This window comes from Streptomyces sp. NPDC027189 (genome assembly GCF_055566975.1).
In genome coordinates, this window is sequence record NZ_JBVHRI010000001.1 from 437,611 (window position 1) to 457,106 (window position 19,496).

General features: G+C 68.4%; 16 protein-coding genes and 2 pseudogenes. 11 read left to right on the forward strand and 7 right to left on the reverse strand.

The window, feature by feature from the left end:
• Positions 1-35 precede the first annotated feature (35 nt).
• Positions 36-1,499, forward strand: a complete 1,464-nt coding sequence (locus ACZ4RZ_RS02000; protein ID WP_467741086.1) for a catalase — start codon at positions 36-38, stop codon at positions 1,497-1,499.
• A gap of 655 nt (positions 1,500-2,154) precedes the next feature.
• On the opposite strand, the gene ACZ4RZ_RS02005 is transcribed toward ACZ4RZ_RS02000, so the two are convergent.
• The gene (locus tag ACZ4RZ_RS02005; RefSeq protein ID WP_467741088.1) at positions 2,155-4,500 is read right to left on the reverse strand and encodes a transglycosylase domain-containing protein; all 2,346 of its coding nucleotides are present in this window, start codon (positions 4,498-4,500) and stop codon (positions 2,155-2,157) included.
• A 256-nt stretch (positions 4,501-4,756) separates the two neighbouring features.
• Here ACZ4RZ_RS02005 and ACZ4RZ_RS02010 point away from each other — a divergent pair.
• The 6 genes and pseudogenes from ACZ4RZ_RS02010 to ACZ4RZ_RS02035 all read left to right on the forward strand — a co-directional run.
• A pseudogene (locus ACZ4RZ_RS02010) lies at positions 4,757-5,104 on the forward strand (SPFH domain-containing protein); the annotation flags it as partial.
• Between the two features lie 44 nt (positions 5,105-5,148).
• Positions 5,149-5,265 (forward strand): annotated as a pseudogene (locus ACZ4RZ_RS02015) (SPFH domain-containing protein); the annotation flags it as partial.
• A complete protein-coding gene (locus ACZ4RZ_RS02020) occupies positions 5,211-5,510 on the forward strand; it encodes a type II toxin-antitoxin system antitoxin (RefSeq protein ID WP_467741090.1) in 300 nt (99 codons plus the stop codon). The pseudogene ACZ4RZ_RS02015 and the gene ACZ4RZ_RS02020, both read left to right, overlap by 55 nt.
• A gap of 341 nt (positions 5,511-5,851) precedes the next feature.
• A complete protein-coding gene (locus ACZ4RZ_RS02025) occupies positions 5,852-6,379 on the forward strand; it encodes a PadR family transcriptional regulator (protein WP_362031506.1) in 528 nt (175 codons plus the stop codon).
• Entirely contained in the window at positions 6,376-7,065 is a 690-nt protein-coding gene (locus ACZ4RZ_RS02030) for an ABC transporter ATP-binding protein (RefSeq protein ID WP_467741092.1), read from the forward strand. Before ACZ4RZ_RS02025 ends, ACZ4RZ_RS02030 begins: the two co-directional genes overlap by 4 nt.
• Positions 7,062-9,395, forward strand: a complete 2,334-nt coding sequence (locus ACZ4RZ_RS02035; protein WP_467741094.1) for an ABC transporter permease — start codon at positions 7,062-7,064, stop codon at positions 9,393-9,395. Before ACZ4RZ_RS02030 ends, ACZ4RZ_RS02035 begins: the two co-directional genes overlap by 4 nt.
• Positions 9,396-9,434: 39 nt before the next feature.
• Here the strand turns inward: ACZ4RZ_RS02035 and ACZ4RZ_RS02040 are convergent, their stop codons facing one another.
• A complete protein-coding gene (locus tag ACZ4RZ_RS02040; RefSeq protein ID WP_467741096.1) occupies positions 9,435-10,400 on the reverse strand; it encodes a LysR substrate-binding domain-containing protein in 966 nt (321 codons plus the stop codon).
• Between the two features lie 158 nt (positions 10,401-10,558).
• Between ACZ4RZ_RS02040 and ACZ4RZ_RS02045 the strand changes: the two genes are divergently transcribed.
• Complete coding sequence (locus ACZ4RZ_RS02045) at positions 10,559-11,113, forward strand: peroxiredoxin (RefSeq protein WP_467741098.1); 555 nt, start codon at positions 10,559-10,561, stop codon at positions 11,111-11,113.
• A gap of 6 nt (positions 11,114-11,119) precedes the next feature.
• Positions 11,120-11,653: an alkyl hydroperoxide reductase gene (locus ACZ4RZ_RS02050; protein WP_467741100.1), complete on the forward strand. Its 534-nt coding sequence runs from the start codon at positions 11,120-11,122 to the stop codon at positions 11,651-11,653.
• 184 nt (positions 11,654-11,837) lie between these two features.
• On the opposite strand, the gene ACZ4RZ_RS02055 is transcribed toward ACZ4RZ_RS02050, so the two are convergent.
• From ACZ4RZ_RS02055 to ACZ4RZ_RS02070, 4 genes are all read right to left on the reverse strand, one after another.
• A complete protein-coding gene (locus tag ACZ4RZ_RS02055) occupies positions 11,838-13,277 on the reverse strand; it encodes an AI-2E family transporter (RefSeq protein WP_467741102.1) in 1,440 nt (479 codons plus the stop codon).
• Positions 13,278-13,413: 136 nt separating this feature from the next.
• The gene (locus ACZ4RZ_RS02060) at positions 13,414-14,109 is read right to left on the reverse strand and encodes an aggregation-promoting factor C-terminal-like domain-containing protein (RefSeq protein ID WP_467741104.1); all 696 of its coding nucleotides are present in this window, start codon (positions 14,107-14,109) and stop codon (positions 13,414-13,416) included.
• Positions 14,110-14,533: 424 nt separating this feature from the next.
• Positions 14,534-15,859 (reverse strand): PhoH family protein, encoded by a 1,326-nt coding sequence (locus ACZ4RZ_RS02065; RefSeq protein ID WP_388877841.1) that lies wholly within the window; start codon positions 15,857-15,859, stop codon positions 14,534-14,536.
• Positions 15,860-16,157: 298 nt separating this feature from the next.
• A complete protein-coding gene (locus ACZ4RZ_RS02070) occupies positions 16,158-16,931 on the reverse strand; it encodes an isoprenyl transferase (RefSeq protein ID WP_467741106.1) in 774 nt (257 codons plus the stop codon).
• A gap of 175 nt (positions 16,932-17,106) precedes the next feature.
• Between ACZ4RZ_RS02070 and mgrA the strand changes: the two genes are divergently transcribed.
• Both mgrA and ACZ4RZ_RS02080 read left to right on the forward strand, forming a co-directional pair.
• The gene (gene mgrA, locus ACZ4RZ_RS02075; RefSeq protein ID WP_467741108.1) at positions 17,107-18,144 is read left to right on the forward strand and encodes an L-glyceraldehyde 3-phosphate reductase; all 1,038 of its coding nucleotides are present in this window, start codon (positions 17,107-17,109) and stop codon (positions 18,142-18,144) included.
• A 432-nt stretch (positions 18,145-18,576) separates the two neighbouring features.
• Entirely contained in the window at positions 18,577-18,912 is a 336-nt protein-coding gene (locus tag ACZ4RZ_RS02080) for a DUF192 domain-containing protein (protein ID WP_467741110.1), read from the forward strand.
• 203 nt (positions 18,913-19,115) lie between these two features.
• On the opposite strand, the gene ACZ4RZ_RS02085 is transcribed toward ACZ4RZ_RS02080, so the two are convergent.
• A complete protein-coding gene (locus tag ACZ4RZ_RS02085) occupies positions 19,116-19,478 on the reverse strand; it encodes a winged helix-turn-helix transcriptional regulator (RefSeq protein WP_467741112.1) in 363 nt (120 codons plus the stop codon).
• Positions 19,479-19,496: the final 18 nt, after the last annotated feature.

Below are 19,496 nucleotides of genomic sequence, written 5' to 3' on the forward strand. Positions count from 1 at the left end.
CCTAACCGACCCTCTTCTTCGACGGGAGGACGCTCGTGACGCAGGCACCCCAGAAGGCTCCGTACACCACGAACAACGTCGGAATACCGGTGGAGAGCGACGAACACTCGCTCACCGTCGGACCCGACGGCCCGATCCTGCTCCAGGACCACTACCTCATCGAGAAGATGGCCCAGTTCAACCGGGAACGGGTACCCGAGCGCGTGGTGCACGCCAAGGGCAGTGGCGCGTACGGATTCTTCGAAGTCACCAACGATGTCAGTCAGTTCACCAAGGCAGATCTCTTCCAGCCGGGCAGGCGCACCGAGATGCTGGCCCGCTTCTCCACCGTCGCCGGCGAGCAGGGCTCGCCGGACACCTGGCGCGACCCCCGCGGCTTCGCGCTCAAGTTCTACACCGAGCACGGCAATTACGATCTTGTGGGCAACAACACCCCGATTTTCTTCGTCCGTGACACGATCAAGTTCCAGGACTTCATCCGCTCACAGAAGCGCCACCCGGCGACCGGGCTGCGCAGCAACGACATGCAGTGGGACTTCTGGACGCTCTCGCCCGAGTCCGCGCACATGGTGACGTGGCTCATGGGCGACCGCGGCATCCCGAAGACGTACCGCAACATGAACGGCTACGGCTCCCACACCTACATGTGGATCAACGGCGCCGGTGAGCAGTTCTGGGTGAAGTACCACTTCAAGACCGACCAGGGCATCGACTTCCTCACCCAGGCCGAGGCCGACGAGCTGGCCGGGACGGACGCGGACCTGCACCGCCGGGACCTGTATAAGTCGATCGAGTCCGGGAACGCGCCGACCTGGAGCCTGAAGGTCCAGATCATGCCGTTCGAGGACGCGGCGGACTACCGGTTCAACCCGTTCGACCTGACCAAGGTCTGGCCGCACGGGGACTACCCGCTGATCGACGTCGGCCGGATGACCCTCGACAAGAACCCCGAGGACTACTTCATCCACATCGAGCAGGCCGCCTTCGAGCCCTCGAACCTGGTGCCGGGCATCGGCCCCTCGCCGGACAAGATGCTGCTGGGCCGGCTGTTCTCGTACCCGGACACCCACCGGTACCGGATCGGCCCCAACTACGCCCAGCTGCCACCGAACCGGCCGCACGCCCCGCTCAACTCGTACGCCAAGGACGGCCCGATGCGCTACGAGCCGTCGAACGCGGCCCGCCCGTATGCGCCCAACTCCTACGGTGGTCCCGCGGCCGACTACGGGCGCTTCGGCGACCCGGCGAGCTGGCAGACCGCCGGTGAGCTGGTGCGCGAGGCGTACAAGCTGCACCGCGAGGACGACGACTGGGGCCAGCCGGGCACGATGGTCCGCCAGGTCCTCGACGACGCGGCCCGAGACAGGCTCGTCTCGAACGTCAGCGGGCACCTGAAGGCCGATGTGTCGCGCCCGGTCCTGGACCGCGCGGTGCAGTACTGGCGCAACATCGACAAGGAGATCGGTGACCGGATCTCCCACAACGTCAACGGAGGCTGAACACACGGGAATTGGTCGTGGGGGCCCGGGAGAGGGGAACGGGCCCCCGGGGAGAAGAAACGTGTCACTCCCTCCCTGTCGAGGGCCGCGGACCGCGCCGGAGTCCGCGACGATGTAGTCGATTGCGGGCGTGGTGGCCATGGTGTTCCTTGTGATGACCACGTCCGCCCCGGGCGGCACGACCGTGCGTCACTCCCGCCGTGTAGCGTGCCGGGGCCGTCGTTCCTCGTGCCGGCCCCGAGCAGCGTCCATCCCGTGCTGAGCGGCTTGGCGTAGAGCTGGGTGCACTCCTTGCCCGAACTCACCACCTGCGGAGGCATGCCACCGCTCTGACAGGTCGCCGCGAAGGGGTACTCGTCACAGCTCGACGTGCTGTGCGGCGGCTTTGAATCGGGGTCGGGCACCCACTTGTCCGGACCGCTCTTGGGGCAGATTGACGTTGCGATTCGCCTTCTGGCCGTCGGAGTTCGCCAGATGGTTCAGCGGCGATGTGTGGTCCCGGGGGGTACGGCAGCTTCTGCATGAGGATCCAGTAGAACGCCGCCGCCGACGAGTTCGCCTCGGTGTTGACGACGTACGTCGGGACGTACTTCGATAAAAAGGGGCGCCCGGTGGATTACCGGGCACCCCTTTCGCACGCTGAATGACTGCCTCGCTATTGACTGTTCGGATCCAGCGGATTGTCCGGGACTCCGTCGGTCGGCGTGCCCGTCGGCGTGGTCGGCTTCGTGGTCGTCGGCTCCGTCGTCGTCGGCTCGTCCGTCGGAGTCGGCGGGCTGCTGCTCGTCGGCGGCTCGGTCGACGGCTCCTCGGTGGTCGGCGTCGACGAGGGGGTACTCGAAGGCGTCCGCGTGAACGTGGGCGTCTCGGTGGGCTCCACCGCGGCGCCCGACGTGGTGTTCAGGTCGAACTCGCTGACCTTGCCCATCGCGTCGAAGGTGTACGCCGCCCAGATCTGGGCCGGGAAGCCACCACCGTTGACACGGCCGCTCTCCGCGACCAGGCCCGTGGCGCCCTTCATGGAGACCTGCTTGCCCGCATTGGCGCTGCCGACCGCGCCCTCGCCGAACAGGCCGACCGAGGTGACCAGGTTCGGCGTGTAGCCAGTGAACCAGGCCGACTTGTTGTTGTCGGACGTACCCGTCTTGCCGGCGACCTGCTGGCCGTCGCGGTTCGGGTTGTCCCGCACCGAGACGCGGGCCGTACCGTCGTCGACCACACCGGTCAGCACCGAGGTGACCGTGTCGGCGGCCTCCTCGCTGATGACCGGGTCGCCGATCGGGTCGGGGAACTTGACCGCACGGTCCTTGTGCTCGGCCGAGGCAATGAGGGCCGGGGTGACCTTCTTGCCGTGGTTGTCGAGCGTGGCGTACACGCCGGCCATCTCCAGCGGGCTCGCCCCCATGGAACCGAGGGTCTGCGCGGGCACCGCCTGCAGTCCCTTGGTGTCCATGCCGAGCTTGCCCGCGACCTTCAGCACCTCGTCCATCCCGACGTCGACGCCCATCTGCGCGAAGACGGAGTTGATGGACTTGTTGGTCGCGGTCTGGACGGTGACGTCGCCGTAGCTGCGCTCGTCCTCGTTCGGCGGCGAGAAGGCGATGTCGCTGCCCACGACCGGGCGCCGGTTCGTGCCGTCGTAGATCGTGTTCGCCATGATCGGCTTGCCGCTCTGGGTCTTGGCCTGCTCGTCCAGCGCAGCCGCGAAGATCAGCGGCTTGAAGGTCGACGCGACCTGGTAGTCACGGCGGGTCGCGTTGTTGTAGTAGTGCTTGACGTAGTCCTGACCGCCGTACATCGCCAGGACCTTGCCGGTCCTCGGGTCGACGGACGCGGCACCGGCCTGGATGTCGGCGTCGACCTTGCGCTTCTTCGGGTTCAGCTTGCTGGTCAGCTGCGCCTTGACGGTCTTCTCGAGCAACGACTGCTTCTTCTTGTCGATGTTGAGCTTCACGGTCCAGCCGCCCGCGTTGACCATCGCCTGGGCGTCGTCGAGGCTGGGCGCCGTGCCCTCCGCGAGGAGTTGCTTCGCCAGCGCGCTCTCCGCCGCCTTCACCAGATAGCCGGTCTGCCCTTCCATGCCCGGCGCGGCCTTGGGGGGCTTGGGCACCGGGAACTTCATGGTCTGGCGCTTGGCGGAGTCCAGCCAGCCCTCCTCGACCATGTTGTCGAGGGTGTAGTTCCAGCGGGCCTTGACGAGCCTCTTGCCGGTGTCCGTTGCGTTCGCCCAGTCGTACTGGCTCGGGGCCTGCAGCAGCGAGGCGAGGTACGCGCCCTTCTCGACCGTGAGATCGCTCGCGTCGACGTGGTAGTACGCCTGCGCCGCGGCCTGGATGCCGTAGGCGCCCTCTCCGTAGTAACTGGTGTTGATGTAGCCCGCGAGAATGTCGTCCTTGGACTTCTGGCGGTCCACCTTCAACGAGATGACCAGTTCCTTCAGCTTGCGCGTGACGGTCTGGTCCTGGCTGAGGTAGTAGTTCTTCACGTACTGCTGGGTGATCGTCGAACCACCCTGCTTGCCCTTGCCGGACAGGGTGTTGATCAGACCTCGGGCCGTGCCCTTGAGGTCGACGCCCGCGTCCTTGTAGAACGACTTGTTCTCCGCGGCGACGAAGGTCTTCTGGACCCCCTTGGGCACCTTGTCCAGGTCCACGATCTCGCGGTTGACGTCACCGGTGCGGGCGAGCAGCGTGCCGTCGCTGTACTCGTAGATGTTGCTCTGCTGCTTCGCGGCCGCGTTGCCCTCGGGGACGCTGACGACCATGTAGAGCACGATGAAGGCGCCCATGCCGAGCAGGCAGAGTCCGAAGAACGTGCCGAGGATCGTCTTCCAGTTGACGAACCGGCGTATGCCGCTGCGGCGGCTCTTCCCGCCGGTGCGGCCGGACTTGCCCCCGGCCGACGCTCCGGCCGACGCGTTGGCCGTCGCCCCGGACGAGCGCTTGGGCGCCGCGCGGCGGCCCCGCGCCTGCCGCGCTCGTCTCTCTTCCGCTCGTCCCATGGGTCGATCCGCTCCGCTTCACTCTCGTGTGGCACACAGGTTCGTCGCTCAGGTCAGCTCAGAAAGCTAACACCGCGCGCTATGACAAAGGGCCGCCGATCCGGTCTTTTCCGGACGTGACAATCAGCACGCCACGCGCACCCGCCCCAACAAATCCGACGAGTAAGTGGGGTGGAAGGTTGCTGGGATGAGTAAAGTGTTATCACTTAGCTAGACCAAAGCTATGCCGCAGGAGCGATCGAAGCGGGGATCACCTATGTCCACGCACGACTCGCCCACCTCCTCACCCACGGCCGATGCGCCAGGGACGCCCGCTCCGCGCGTCCGCGAGTTCGCCGCGCACAGCATCGGCGGGGGGCTCACACTGCTGCTCGGCCTTGTCTGGCTGCTGCCGGGCGCCGCTCTCATCCCCCTCGACGGCGGCGTGGCGCAGGCGAGCGGCGCCAAGGCCCCGCTGATCACCGTCGGCATCCTGGTCGGCATCGCCGCGTTCTTCGCGATGTCCGGTCTGAACACCGTCGCGCCCGGAGAGGCCCGCGTCGTCCAGCTCTTCGGGCGCTACCGCGGAACGATCCGCCAGGACGGACTGCGCTGGGTCAGCCCCCCCCCCACGGGGGCACCTCCCACTCCTGTAGCCAGTGGGGGAGGAACATCGTGGAGCTGGACTCCGAACGGAAGGCGGCGATGGTGTCGAATCTGATGGTGGTGCTGTGCGGGGACCGTGCGGCGCAGCCGGTCCTGAACACCGGGTCCCTTTACCCGTGACGGCTCCTTCCGAGGGGTCCTCACCCCGGCGGCAGCCGCAGCAGCGCAAGCAGGTGCTGCTGCGGCTGGATCCGCTGGTGTACGAGGCGCTGGCCCGCTGGGCCGGGGACGAACTGCGCTCCGCCAACGCCCAGATCGAGTTCCTGCTGCGCAGGGCCCTGGCCGAGTCCGGCCGCCTGCCCGACGGGGCCGGACCGATCCCCCGCCGGGGGCGCCCGCCAACTTCCGGCGAGCCGGAGAGCTAGGAGAACCGTGGGGGTTTTCGCCCCTCCGCCCCTACCCGTCCCGACCAGCCTTTCGGCTGCGGGTGGGTGGGGGCTGGTCGCGCAGTTCCCCGCGCCCCTTTTTAGGGACGCGGGGAACTGCGCGATCTTTTAGGGGGGCCTGGGGGCGCAGCCCCCAGGGACGATGGGGGTCCCCCGCTCGAGCGAAGCCGAGAGTGGGGGAGGGCAGGGGCGGAGGGGGCGAGAAAAGCCGGTGACAGAACCGTGACAATCAGCCCTGACCTGCGGAACCACGGACCTCTCCATGATCTATTCGCCCCGTGTATACGCAGGGTGTATACGCCCTGTGTAGAGTGCTCCGCATGTCCATCGGTCACACCCTCCTAGGGCTCCTGGAGTCCGGCCCCCGTCACGGTTACGACCTGAAGCGGGCCTTCGACGAAAAGTTCGGTCACGACCGGCCGCTGCACTACGGCCAGGTCTACTCGACGATGTCGCGACTGCTCAAGAACGGGCTCGTCGAGGTCGACGGGATAGAGGCGGGCGGCGGCCCCGAGCGGAAGCGCTACGCGATCACCGAGGCCGGGATCACCGACGTACAGCGGTGGCTCGCGACGCCGGAGAAGCCCGAGCCGTACCTCCAGTCGACCCTCTACACGAAGGTCGTCCTCGCACTGCTCACGCACCGCAACGCGAGCGAGATCCTCGACACGCAGCGCTCGGAGCACCTGCGCATGATGCGCATCCTGACCGACCGCAAGCGCAAGGGCGACCTCGCGGATCAGCTGATCTGCGACCACGCCCTCTTCCATCTGGAGGCGGACCTGCGGTGGCTGGAGCTCACCGCCGCGCGCCTCGACAAGCTCGCCGAGGCGGTGACGACCCGATGACTCCTCCCCCCGGCTCCCTGCTCGCCGCGTCGGAGCTTCGCAAGACGTACGGACCGACCACCGCGCTCGACGGCGCGGAGTTCTCCATCCATCCCGGCGAGGTCGTCGCCGTGATGGGCCCCTCCGGCTCCGGCAAGTCCACCCTGCTGCACTGCCTCGCCGGGATCGTGCCGCCCGACTCGGGATCGATCACGTACAACGGCCGGGAGATGGCCGGCATGAGCGACGCCCAGCGCAGTGCGCTGCGGCGCAGCGAGTTCGGGTTCGTGTTCCAGTTCGGGCAGCTCGTGCCCGAGTTGACCTGTGTCGAGAATGTCGCGCTGCCGCTGCGGCTGAACGGCACCGGGCGCAAGGAGGCCGAGCGCACCGCCCTGTCGTGGATGCAGCAGCTGGAGGTCGACGACCTCAAGGGCAAACGGCCCGGCGAGGTCTCCGGCGGTCAGGGCCAGCGCGTGGCGGTGGCCCGTTCGCTGGTCACCAACCCGCGTGTGCTGTTCGCTGACGAGCCGACCGGCGCGCTCGACTCGCTCAACGGTGAGCGCGTGATGCAGTTGCTGACCGACGCGGCCCGCTCGACCAACGCCGCCGTCGTGCTCGTCACGCACGAGGCGCGGGTGGCCGCGTACTCGGACCGCGAGATCGTCGTGCGCGACGGCAAGTCCCGGGACATGGAGCGCGTCGTATGAATGTGCGTCAGTGGTCCAGGGACCTGGCCATGGGGGCCAAGTTCGCCTTCACCGGCGGGCGCGAGGGCTGGACCCGGGTCCTGCTGACAGCGGTCGGCGTCGGTCTCGGCGTGGCACTGCTGCTGCTCACGACGGCGATACCGAATGCCCTGTCGGTCCGGCACGACCGCGAGAGCGCGCGCACGGACATCACCTACAGCAACGCCCGTAAGCCCAAGGCCGACAACACCCTCCTCGTCGCGAACGTCGACACCTCCTTCCGCGAACAGGACGTCCGCGGGCGGGAGTTGGAGCCCGAGGGGGCCCGGGCGCCGCTGCCGCCGGGACTGAGCGAGTTCCCGGCGAAGGGCGAGATGGTGGTCTCCCCCGCGCTGAAGAGGCTGCTGGCGTCGGACGACGGGAAGCTGCTGCGGGAGCGGCTGCCGGACCGCATTGTCGGCACCATCGCCGAGCGCGGTCTCATCGGCTCGGCCGAACTCGCCTTCTACCGGAACGGCGAGGGGCTCGCGTCGCAGGTCGACGGCGCCAGGGTGGCCCGTATCGACCGGTTCGGGGATCCGCATCCGTCGACGGAGCGGATGGACCCCGTCATGGTCCTGCTGATCCTTGTCGTCTTCGTGGTGCTGCTGATGCCCGTCGGGGTCTTCATCGCGGCGGCCGTGCGGTTCGGCGGCGAGCGGCGCGACCGGCGGCTCGCGGCGCTGCGCCTCATCGGGTCCGACAGCCGGATGACCCGTCGGATCGCCGCCGGCGAGGCGCTCTCGGGCGCCCTGCTCGGGCTGGTCTTCGGCACTGGCTTCTTCCTGATCGGCCGTCAGATCGCGGGCTCCGTCGCGATCCTCGACGTCAGCGTGTTCCCGAGCTATATGAACCCGACGCCCGCGCTGGCCGCGCTGGTGGCCGTCGCGGTCCCGGCTTCGGCGGTGCTGGTCACCCTGTTCGCCCTGCGCGGCGTGGTCATCGAGCCGCTCGGCGTGGTGCGCACGGCACGGCCCGCGCGACGCCGGCTGTGGTGGCGGCTGCTGCTGCCGCTGGGCGGGCTCGCGATGCTCTACCCGATGCTCGGGAAGGGCCGGAACAACGGGAACTTCAACCAGTACATGGTGACCGGCGGCGTCGTCCTGCTGCTCGTCGGCATCACCGCGCTGCTGCCGTGGATCGTCGAGGCGGTCGTCGCCCGGCTCGGCTCCGGCGGAGTGGCTTGGCAACTGGCCGTCCGCAGGCTCCAGTTGAGCAGCGGCACGGCGGCCCGGATGGTCAACGGCATCGCGGTGGCGGTGGCCGGAGCGATCGCTCTGCAGATGCTGTTCGCCGGGGTCCAGGGCGACTACACCAAGCAGACGGGCCAGGACGTCTTCCGGGCGCAGATGCAGGTGCGGGTGCCGAGCGATGTCCCGCTCGCCTCGGCCGTGCGGAAGTTCACGGAGACCAAGGGCGTGCGCCAGGTCACGGCGTACTCCGAGGGCTACCTCGGCGACCGCAAGGCGGAGCCCGACCTCTCCGTCGGCATCACCGTCGGCGACTGCGCCTCCCTGCGCGAGGTGGCGACGCTGCCCTCGTGCCGCGACGGCGACGTCTTCGCCATGCGTGGCGCCCAGTACGACACCGATACGCCGAAGCTGGCCAAGCCGGGCCGCACGCTGTACATCGACCCGTCGTACAGCGGTCTCCCCCGCAGCAAAGAGATCGCCTGGACACTGCCGCAGGACCTGAAGTACGCCCAGGCGCGCAAGAATCCGATCGACAGGTATCGCGGCGGGTTCCTGATCACCCCGAGCGCCCTGCCCGAGCGGGCCGCGCAGACCGTCACCGGCCAGATCTATCTCAGGCTCGACGAGTCCGTACCGGACGTGCGCGAGCTTGTCCGGAACACCGCGGCGTCCGTCAGTCCGCTCTCGGACCCGATGATGTGGGCGGCCAGCGAGCAGTCCCGCCGCTTCACCTCCATCCGCACCGGCCTGTTCGTCGGCGCGACCTGCGTCCTGATCCTCATCGGCGCGAGCCTGCTGGTCTCCCAGCTGGAGCAACTGCGCGAGCGCAAGAAGCTGCTGTCGTCGCTGGTCGCCTTCGGCACCCGGCGCCGCACACTGAGCCTGTCGGTGCTGTGGCAGACCGCGATCCCGATCGCGCTGGGCCTCACGCTGGCGTCGATCGTCGGCCTTACCCTGGGCGCGGTCCTGCTGAAGATGACCAGCACCCCGGTGGCCGTGGACTGGGCCGGCGTGCTGTCGATGACCGGCATCGGCGCGGGTGTCGTGGTGCTGGTGACGGCGCTCAGCCTGCCGCCGCTGATCCGCCTGATGCGGCCGGACGGACTGCGCACGGAGTAACCGGGTCCACCGCACCCGTACGGCAGTGGCCGTCCGGATCTACAACACCCGTACGGGCAACGGCCGCAGCGCTTCCCGGAGCGCTGCGGCCAGTTCCTCGTACTCGGCGCCGCGCGCCGCGCCCGCCCGCATCGCCAGGGCGATGCGCCGGGTCGGCGCCGGATCCGCGAAGTACCCGGTGAGGAGCTGGTTGCTGCGGGTCGTCTCCACCTTGACGGCGGTACGCGGGAGGAGGGTCACGCCGAGACCGCCGGCGACGAGTTGCACCAGGGTGGACAGACCTGCGGCGGTGGTGGTGACGGGGGCGTCGGCACGGCCCGCCTCCCGGCAGATGTCGAGAGCCTGGTCGCGCAGACAGTGGCCCTCGTCGAGCAGCAGCAGATTCAGCTCCCGCAGGGCCTCGCGGGGAATCCCCTCTCTGCCCCCCAGCCAGTGGTCCAGCGGGGTCACGAGCACGAAATCCTCGTCGAACAGGGGAAGTTCGGTGACGGTGGGCACACCGAGCGGCACGGCGAGAAGCAGCAGATCGAGGCGGCCGACGGCCAGCCCCTCCAGCAGATTGGCCGTCTGCTCCTCGTGGACCTGGAGGTCGAGGTCCGGGTAGCGGTCGTGGACGAGCTTGAGGACGGTGGGCAGGAGGTAGGGCGCGACGGTGGGGATGACGCCGAGGCGCAGGGCCCCGGTGAACGGCGCGCGGACGGCCTCGGCTTCTTCCATGAGCGCGCCGACCGCCTCCAGTACGGCCTTCGCTCGTACGGCCAGACGCTCGCCTGCAGGTGAGAGCAGGACCTTGCGGGTCGTACGCTCCAGCAGGGTCACCCCGAGCGTCTCCTCAAGGGCGGAGACCGCGCCCGACAGCGCGGGCTGGCTCATGCCGATCGCGGCGGCCGCGTCGCGGAAGTGCAGATGCTCGGCCACGGCGGCGAAGGCGCGCAGCTGGGCGAGACTGGGCTGGCGGCGCCCGTTCCCCTTGGAGATCGCCTTGCCGCCCATCGGGCTTGCCATGGCCGCACCTCTTACTCATAGTCACTGATAGCTGTAGCCGATCAACACGACCGAGTGTAGCTATTTCCCTAATCAATGCAGCGTGTGCCAACATCAACCACGTCCAACCCATGGAAAAAGCCCCCAAAAAGGGCGTTTCCTCGCTGCAAGGAGAGCGCGTGCTCACTGTCGGTGACAAGTTCCCCGAGTTCGACCTGACTGCCTGTGTCTCGCTGGAGAAGGGCAAGGAGTTCGAGCAGATCAACCACAAGACCTACGAGGGCATGTGGAAGATCGTCTTTGCGTGGCCCAAGGACTTCACCTTCGTGTGCCCGACCGAGATCGCGGCCTTCGGCAAGCTGAACGACGAGTTCGCCGACCGTGACGCCCAGGTACTCGGCTTCTCCGGCGACTCCGAGTTCGTGCACCACGCCTGGCGTAAGGACCACGAAGACCTGCGTGACCTGCCCTTCCCGATGATGGCCGACTCGAAGCACGAGCTCATGCGTGACCTCGGCATCGAGGGCGAGGACGGCTTCGCCAAGCGTGCCGTGTTCATCGTCGACCAGAACAACGAGATCCAGTTCTCCATGGTGACCGCCGGCTCCGTAGGCCGTAACCCCAAGGAGGTCCTGCGGGTCCTGGACGCCCTGCAGACGGACGAGCTCTGCCCGTGCAACTGGACCAAGGGCGAGAACACCCTCGACCCGGTGGCGCTCCTGGCGGGTGAGTAACCCTCCATGGCCCTCGACGAACTGAAGTCCGCCATACCGGACTACGCGAAGGACCTGCGCCTGAACCTGGGCTCGGTCATCGGCAACTCGGATCTCCCGCAGCAGCAGCTGTGGGGCACCGTGCTGGCGTGCGCCATCGCTTCGCGTTCGCCGCGCGTGCTGCGTGAGCTGGAGCCCGAGGCGAAGGCCCAGCTGTCGCCCGAGGCGTACACCGCCGCCAAGTCGGCTGCCGCCGTCATGGCGATGAACAACGTCTTCTACCGGACGCGGCACCTGCTGTCGGACCCCGAGTACGGCACCCTGCGCGCCGGTCTGCGGATGAACGTCATCGGCAACCCCGGTGTCGAGAAGGTCGACTTCGAGCTGTGGTCGCTCGCCGTCTCCGCCGTGAACGGCTGTGGGCAGTGCCTCGACTCCCACGAGCAGGTGCTCCGCAAGGCGGGGGTCGACCGGGAGACCATCCAGGAGGCCTTCAAGATCGCGGCCGTGATCCAGGCGGTCGGCACGACGCTGGACGCGGAGGCGGTCCTCGCGGAGTAACCTCTGCAGGCCCGCTCCTTCTTGGGCCCCGTCCACCTCCGCTGGGGGGTGGGCGGGGCCTTGGGCTTTTTTACCCCCTCCGCCCCTGCCCGTCCCGTACCTGGGGGCTGCGCCCCCAGACCTCCGCTCAGAAGTTTGCGCAGTTCCCCGCGCCCCATTTCAGGAGCGGCGGGGGCGAAGAAGACTACGGTGTCGGCCGGTGGGCCGGGGACGCGTCCACGGCTGTGGCGCCCCGGGGCTCCGGTGAATGGCGGAGGCCCGCCTCGTAGGCGTAGGAACGCAGGTACACGACCACCGTGTTGGTGACCGCGACCAGCGGCACCGCGACCACGGCGCCACCGATTCCGGCGATCATTCCCCCCGCGGCGACCGAGAGGACCACCGCCAGAGGGTGGACCCGAACCGCCCGCCCCAGAATGAACGGCTGCAGAATGTGGCCCTCGATCTGCTGCACCGCGAGCACCACGACCAGCGTCATCACCGCCGTGAACACACCCTGCGTCACCAGCGCGACCACCACCGCCAACGCCCCGGAAATCACGGCACCCACGAGCGGGATGAACGCCCCCAAGAAGATGAAGACCGCCAGCGGGACGGCCATGGGGACATCGAGGAAGTAGATGCCCAAGCCGATGAAGGTCGCGTCGATCAACGCCACTATCACCGTCCCGCGCACATACGCCGTCAGCGTGCGCCACGCCCGCGGCCCCGCGCCCGCGACACCTGGCCGGGCGGCGGCCGGGACGAGCTTGAGGGTCCACTCCCAGATCCGCTTGCCGTCGTAGAGCAGGAAAAGGGTCGAGAACATCGTCAGGAGGATGCCGGTCAGCGCCTCCACGATGACCGTCACGCCCTCGAGACCCGCCGACGTTATCTGATCCGTGTTCGCGCCGATCGCGTCGCGCAGGTTCTTGGCGATCTCGTTGATCTGCTTGTCCGTCACATGGAACGGGCTGTTGAGGAGCCACTTGCGCAACTCGTCGATGCCGTCCTGGACTTGGTCGGAGAGGTTGTCGATGTTCTCCTGGACCTGCCAGACCACGAACCAGCCGACCAGCCCCATGATGACGAAGCCGAGGATCGCGGTGAGCGCGGTGGCCAGCCCGCGCGGCACTCCGTAACTCTTCAGTCGGGCCACCGTCGGCTGCAGCAGCGCGGTGATGAGCAGCGCGGCCACGAAGGCCAGCACCACCAGCTGTACGGCGCTGATGACCCGCATCAACACCCAGACGGTGCCCCCGAGCACGAGCAGCCGCCAGCCGGCCTCGGCCGCGACCCGCACACCCCACGGCACGGCGAGGGCGGGGTCGGGGCGATCGGCTGCCACCGGCACGTACGCGACGGGAGCCGCGGAAGCGCCTTCCCGGGGTCGGCTCGCGGAAGAGTTCCGAGGACGATTCCCGGAAGGGTCCTCGGGAGGGTTCCCGGCAGCGGGCGCGGATGTCCCGGCGGCCGCGAGCGGCGAGTCCTGTGGTGCCTCGTCCTCGTGGATGCCGAGCGCGTCCTCGGAGTCGAGGGAGCCCCCCGACTCCTTCTCCACCTCGGCGCGGCGCTTGTCCAACCGCTCCCCCAGCTCGGTCAGTCCGGCGCCCAGCCGGCCGAGCCACCCTGGCACTCGCGACATGATCCGTCCTTTTCCCCCGTTGCTCCCCACCACTCCCCCCTGGAGTCGTCGGTTCCGACCGTACATGGCCGAAGCCCCTCACCCTAGGACGGGGAGGGGCTTCAGAAGGTTGAGCGGCCGGCGTACGGCGTGGGGCTCAGTACCAGCTGTTGGCCTGCCAGAACGACCAGGCCTCGCACGGGCTGCCGTAGCGGCTGTTCATGTAGTTGAGGCCCCACTTGATCTGTGTGGCCGGGTTCGTCTGCCAGTCGGAACCGACGGACGACATCTTGGAGCCGGGGAGGGCCTGGAAGAGACCGTAGGCACCCGAGGAGGCGTTGACCGCCTTGTAGTTCCAGCTGGACTCGTGGTCCACGATGTTGCTGAAGCACTGGAACTGGCCGCTCGGCACCATCTGGCGTGCCATCGCCTGGATCTGCGCGGTGGTGTACGAGGACTGGACGGAGAAGCTGGAGGCGTCACGCGTCGCGGAGCGGCTGGCCGCCTCCTGCGCCGCCTTGCGCGCCTTGGCTTCCTTCTCGGCCTTCTCCGCGGCCTTCTGCTTCGCGATCGCGTCCTCGGCCGCCTGCTTGCGGGCAGCCTCCTCCGCGTCCTTCTTGGCGCTCGCGTCCGCGGCGATGGCCTGTGCGTCGGCCTGCTGCGTCAGGGACGCGGTCTGCACCTGGGCCTGCTGGCCCGCAGGTATGTCCGCGAGGAGGGTTGAGTCACTTGCCGTCGCCTCGGCATCGTTCGGCTGAGCGGTGCTGCCCGAGGCAACTCCGACGACGCTTCCGACGGCGGTGACCGCGGTGGCCGAGGCCACTGCGAATCCCCGGACCGAAATCCGGCTCACACGGTTTCCTTCCAGCATCGCCCGCTTCGGTGACCCTGGCGGACGCAATCGTGCCCCTGGCTCTGGTCTCCCAACTGCGGGGTCACGGGAGACACGGGCCCGGTGGGCAACTCCCGCGAGGGGAGCGCCGCGTGGTGCTCGGGCGGCATACGACGGCTCTATGGAGTTCTGAGGTTCCTGTTGTGCCGTACCGCTGGGGGTACAGGTGTGTCGTATGCGGGGCCTGACAGGAGTGAGACTCTGCCGTAACCCGACGCCGCAAGGCAATTCCGAGTTGCGTGTGAAAGCTCACACCTCGTTTGCCCCAGGAGTTTTCCGGAAACGAGCACACGCCAAGACGCCGCCCGACTAGGCTCTTCGCCTTTGCCGGACGGCGCCAACCACCGTGTATCCGCCACCTTTTGACCAGGTGGGGTGAGTCGGGTCAGATCTGACCGTCCTCCAGCATTTCGGTCACAAGGGCAGCAATCTGGGACCTCTCGGACCGATTGAGGGTCACATGCGCGAAGAGCGGATGGCCCTTCAGCTTCTCGACGACGGCGACCACTCCGTCGTACCGGCCGACGCGCAGATTGTCCCTTTGTGCCACGTCATGGGTGAGAACAACCCGTGAATTGGCGCCGATTCGGGACAGAACGGTCAGCAGCACATTCCGTTCCAGCGACTGGGCCTCGTCCACGATCACAAAGGCGTCGTGGAGGGAGCGGCCGCGGATGTGGGTGAGCGGCAGTACCTCCAGCATGCCGCGCGCGGTGACCTCCTCGATGACCTCGCGGCTGGTGACCGCGGAGAGGGTGTCGAAGACCGCCTGCGCCCAGGGGCTCATCTTCTCGGACTCGGAGCCGGGCAGATAGCCGAGCTCCTGCCCGCCCACCGCGTACAGCGGCCGGAAGACCATCACCTTCTGGTGCTGGCGCCGCTCCAGGACGGCCTCCAGGCCCGCGCAGAGCGCGAGCGCGGACTTGCCGGTGCCGGCCCGGCCGCCCATCGACACGATCCCGATGTCGGGGTCGAGGAGCAGATCAAGGGCGATGCGCTGTTCAGCGCTCCTCCCCTTGATGCCGAAGGCCTCCCGATCGCCGCGTACGAGACGGACGTTGCCCTCGGACGTGACGCGCCCCAGCGCCTTGCCGCGCTCCGACTGGATGGTCAGGCCCGTGTGCACCGGCAGTTCGGCCGCCTCGGGGACGTAGGCGTGGCCCACGTCGAAGAGGACGTCCACCTGCTCGCCCGAGAGGGTCAGCTCGGACATTCCGGTCCAGCCGGAGGAGCCCGTGATGGCGAGTTCCGCGCGGTACTCCTCGGCGAGGAGTCCGACGGACGAGGCCTTGATCCGGAGCGGCAGGTCCTTCGACACGACCGTGACGTCGTACCCCTCGGCCTGCAGATTGCGGGCGACCGCGAGGATCCGGGAGTCGTTGTCCCCCAGGCGATAGCCGCTGGGCAGCACACTGGGGTCCGAGTGATTGAGCTCGACGCGAACGGTCCCGCCGAGGTCCCCGATCGGGATGGGCGAGTCGAGGCGGCCGTGCCGCACCCGGAACTCGTCGAGCAGGCGCAGCGCCTGCCGGGCGAAGTAGCCGAGTTCGGGATGGTGCCTCTTGGCCTCCAGTTCCGTGACCACGACGATCGGAAGCACGACCTCGTGCTCGTCGAAGCGGCTCAGGGCATTCGGGTCGGCCAGCAGGACGCTGGTGTCGAGAACATAGGTGCGCCGGTCTGGCTTGTGGCGCTTTGTGCTGGTCACCACGGAAGGACGTACCCCCTCGGATGAGGTCGGGGAGCGACGGAGAGGAGCTGGACCGGTCCTGGCCGCATTGCGCGGGCCGAAAACCGGCCCTCCGTCTCGTCCGTACTGACCGCACGGTCGGGCTGGTGCAAAGGGCCTCCCGGGCGGACGGCCCCGTGCCGTCCGCTGAGATCCGACACCCGTGGTTCGGGCATCGACCTGGAAGGCTTATGCCCTCGAACACGCCACGCCATGCCACGGCATATGACGGCGCGTTCGTTAACTCCTGATGACCTACGGCCCCCGGGTGCCGGTGGGATCAGCCACCGTAACGACGGTGTCGCGCCGCGTAATCGCGCAGGGCACGCAGGAAGTCGACCTTGCGGAAGGCCGGCCAGAAGACTTCGCAGAAGTAGTACTCGGAGTGGGCGGTCTGCCAGAGCATGAATCCGGACAGCCGCTGCTCGCCGCTGGTACGGATCACCAGGTCGGGGTCGGGCTGGTCGCCGGTGTAGAGGTGCTTGCCGATGAGGTCGATGTCGACCGTGTCGGCGAGGTCCTCGATCGAGGTGCCCTTCTCATGGGCGTCGAGGAGCATCGAGCGGACGGCGTCGGCGATCTCCTGCCGGCCGCCGTAGCCGATGGCGACGTTGACGAGTATCCCGTCGACGTGCGCGGTGGACTCCTCGGCCTCCTTCAGTACCGTCTGCATCCCCGAGGGCAGCAGGTCGGGCGTGCCCACGTGGTGCACACGCCAGCGGCCGTCGGCGGCAAGGGTGCGGACGACGCCCTCGATGATGCCGAGCAGCGGGCCGAGCTCCTCCTGCGGGCGGTCGAAGTTGTCCGTGGACAACAGCCACAGGGTGACGACCTCGACATCGGTCTCCGAGCACCAGCCGAGGAATTCCTCGATCTTGTCGGCGCCGGCCCGGTGGCCCTGGGCCGTGGTCGAGCCCGCGGCCTTCGCCCAGCGCCGGTTGCCGTCCATGATGACCCCGATGTGCTTGGGCACCTGGTCGTGGTCGAGGTGGCCTTCCACCCTGCGTGCATAGAACCTGACCAGCAGACGGCGCAGGTTGTCGCGCAAGGTCACGTGTTGTCAGCCCCTCCGTGCGGGTCGGACAGGCGCGAGCGAGCACAGTCCCTGTCCGTATGGCGGTCCCCCGGGGCGAAGCCTACCCCCGCAGCGCGTCCTCCCGGGGGGCACCCCGGGCCCCCGGCCGAGCCCTTGCTGTGGGGTGTCAGTGACTTGTCGTAGTTTCCTCTGCATGAACGACACGTCTGTATACCGCGCCGCAACGGACCGGTACGACTCGATGGAATACCGGCGTACCGGCCACAGCGGACTCAAGCTGCCCGCCGTCTCGCTCGGCCTGTGGCACAACTTCGGCGACGACCGCTCGCTGGACTCCCAGCGCGCGATCCTGCGCCGCGCCTTCGACCTGGGCGTCACCCACTTCGACCTGGCGAACAACTACGGGCCGCCGCCCGGCTCGGCCGAGCTCAACTTCGGCAAGCTGCTGAAGCGGGATTTCGCCCCCTACCGTGACGAACTGGTCATTTCGACCAAAGCGGGCTACCTCATGCACCCCGGCCCGTACGGCGAGTGGGGCTCCCGCAAGTACCTCCTGTCCTCCCTGGACGCATCGCTGAAGCGGATGGGCGTCGACTACGTCGACATCTTCTACTCGCACCGCTTCGATCCGGACACTCCGCTGGAGGAGACGATGGGCGCGCTCGCGTCCGCGGTCCAGCAGGGCAAGGCGCTGTACGTCGGCGTGTCGTCCTACACCAGTGAGCAGACCGCCGAGGCAGCCCGGATCCTCACCGACATGGGTGTCCGTCCGCTCATCCACCAGCCCTCGTACTCGATGATCAACCGCTGGACCGAGGACGACGCACTGCTCGACACGCTCGAGGACGCCGGCATGGGATGCATCTCCTTCGTGCCGCTCGCGCAGGGCCTGCTGACGGGCAAGTACCTCAAGGGCATCCCGGAGGGCTCGCGCGCCACGCAGGGCAAGTCGCTGGACCCGAACCTGCTGAGCGACGAGGTGGTACGCCGGCTGAACGGCCTGAACGACATCGCGGCCCGCCGCGGTCAGTCCCTCGCCCAGCTCGCGCTCACCTGGGTGCTGCGCGAGGAGCGGATGACCTCCGCCCTGATCGGCGCGTCCAGCGTGGCGCAGCTGGAGGAGAACGTGGCGGCGCTGGCGGCGCCGAAGCTCACGGACGAGGAGCTGAAGGAGATCGACACGTTCGCGGTGTCGACGCCGGGCACCAACATCTGGGCCGGTCGGAGCTGACGCCGGTCGGCGAGCCGGCCGCCGTTGGGCACTGAGTCACCGGGGTGTGTGTCGGCGGGGACGGGGGCGCACGGGGGCGCCCGTCGGGCCGCCGCGTGCGGGCACAAAAAAACGGGCCGGTCCGTGGGGGGGAGACGGACCGGCCCGAGGGGGGGTTTCCACCATAACCCTTCGTAAGTGATGCTGCGTGCATCGGCGTGCCACAACTACTCTCCGAAACCGGCCGACAACGCCCCGATGGGCCCGGAAGCCCCGATTCAGGGCCTGATCATGGCCGGATCGCAGCTGATTCAAAGGGAATCGCGGAGGATGCGGAGAGATCCGACGGGTTTGCGCCCGGCTGCGATTCCCTCGCCGACTCGCCGTGACGTACGCCAGGCGGGTGACGCCCGCGGCGCACGCCCGCTTGACGCCGCCGCTAACTTCGCAGCCATGGTCACATTCACCACTCCCGAGATGCCCGAGCCGGTGCCGCTCGAGTTCGCCGATTCGGCGCGCTCCCGGCGGCGCGGACTGCTCGGACGCGACGGGATCGAGGGCGCGCTGCTGCTGAGTCCGGCGAGCTCGGTGCACACCGTGGGGATGCGGTTCGCGATCGACGTCGCCTATCTGGACCGGACGTCGCGGGTCCTGGCGGTGCGGACGATGCGTCCGGGCCGGGTGGGGCTGCCGCGGCCGCGGGCCCGGCGCGTCCTGGAGGCGGAGGCCGGGGCGATGGAGCGGTGGGGCGTACGGCGCGGGGTGCGGGTCACGGTCCACCAGGTGTGACGTCGCGTCAGAGTATGGAGGCAGCACCGCGCAGCCCCCTCCACTGCGCGGTGCCACACGCGCAGCTTTGCTCACGCGAATACCTTGGTCTGAACTTACGTGAGGCGAACAGTCGAGGCGAGCCACCCTCGATAACGATGTGGAAAACCTGTGGAGATGTGGCCCGTGATGCCCAGCACACGTCCGCGATACGGACGGCCGTCTCACGCGGAGCGGGTCTCATTGGGGTGTTTTCGGTCAATCAGCTCGCGCATGTGTCGATCACCCCATTCGCCCAGTGGCAGCAGGGCGGTGTTGAGTGTCTCCCCGAGGTCGGTCAGCGAGTACTCCACCCTGGGCGGCACCTCCCCGTACACCTCCCGGTGCACGATTCCGTCGGCCTCCAGCTCGCGCAGTTGCTGGCTCAGCATCTTCTCGCTGACCCCCTGGACATGGCGGCGCAGCTCCCCGAAGCGCAGCGTTCCGCCCGCGTGCAGCGCCCACAGGATCATCGGCTTCCACTTGCCGCCGACGACATCCACGGCGGCGTCGAGACCGCAGGTGTAGGGGCCTTTGCCCTTCGACATGGTCAACTCCTCGTCAGG

Excerpts from the sequence above, each read along its gene's own strand:
- ACZ4RZ_RS02005 (WP_467741088.1), bottom strand. The coding sequence starts at position 4,500 with ATGGGACGAGCGGAAGAGAGACGAGCGCGGCAGGCGCGGGGCCGCCGC.
- ACZ4RZ_RS02025 (WP_362031506.1), top strand. The coding sequence starts at position 5,852 with ATGTCCATCGGTCACACCCTCCTAGGGCTCCTGGAGTCCGGCCCCCGT.
- ACZ4RZ_RS02030 (WP_467741092.1), top strand. The coding sequence starts at position 6,376 with ATGACTCCTCCCCCCGGCTCCCTGCTCGCCGCGTCGGAGCTTCGCAAG.
- ACZ4RZ_RS02035 (WP_467741094.1), top strand. The coding sequence starts at position 7,062 with ATGAATGTGCGTCAGTGGTCCAGGGACCTGGCCATGGGGGCCAAGTTC.
- ACZ4RZ_RS02040 (WP_467741096.1), bottom strand. The coding sequence starts at position 10,400 with ATGGCAAGCCCGATGGGCGGCAAGGCGATCTCCAAGGGGAACGGGCGC.
- ACZ4RZ_RS02050 (WP_467741100.1), top strand. The coding sequence starts at position 11,120 with ATGGCCCTCGACGAACTGAAGTCCGCCATACCGGACTACGCGAAGGAC.
- ACZ4RZ_RS02055 (WP_467741102.1), bottom strand. The coding sequence starts at position 13,277 with ATGTCGCGAGTGCCAGGGTGGCTCGGCCGGCTGGGCGCCGGACTGACC.
- mgrA (WP_467741108.1), top strand. The coding sequence starts at position 17,107 with ATGAACGACACGTCTGTATACCGCGCCGCAACGGACCGGTACGACTCG.
- ACZ4RZ_RS02080 (WP_467741110.1), top strand. The coding sequence starts at position 18,577 with ATGGTCACATTCACCACTCCCGAGATGCCCGAGCCGGTGCCGCTCGAG.
- ACZ4RZ_RS02085 (WP_467741112.1), bottom strand. The coding sequence starts at position 19,478 with ATGTCGAAGGGCAAAGGCCCCTACACCTGCGGTCTCGACGCCGCCGTG.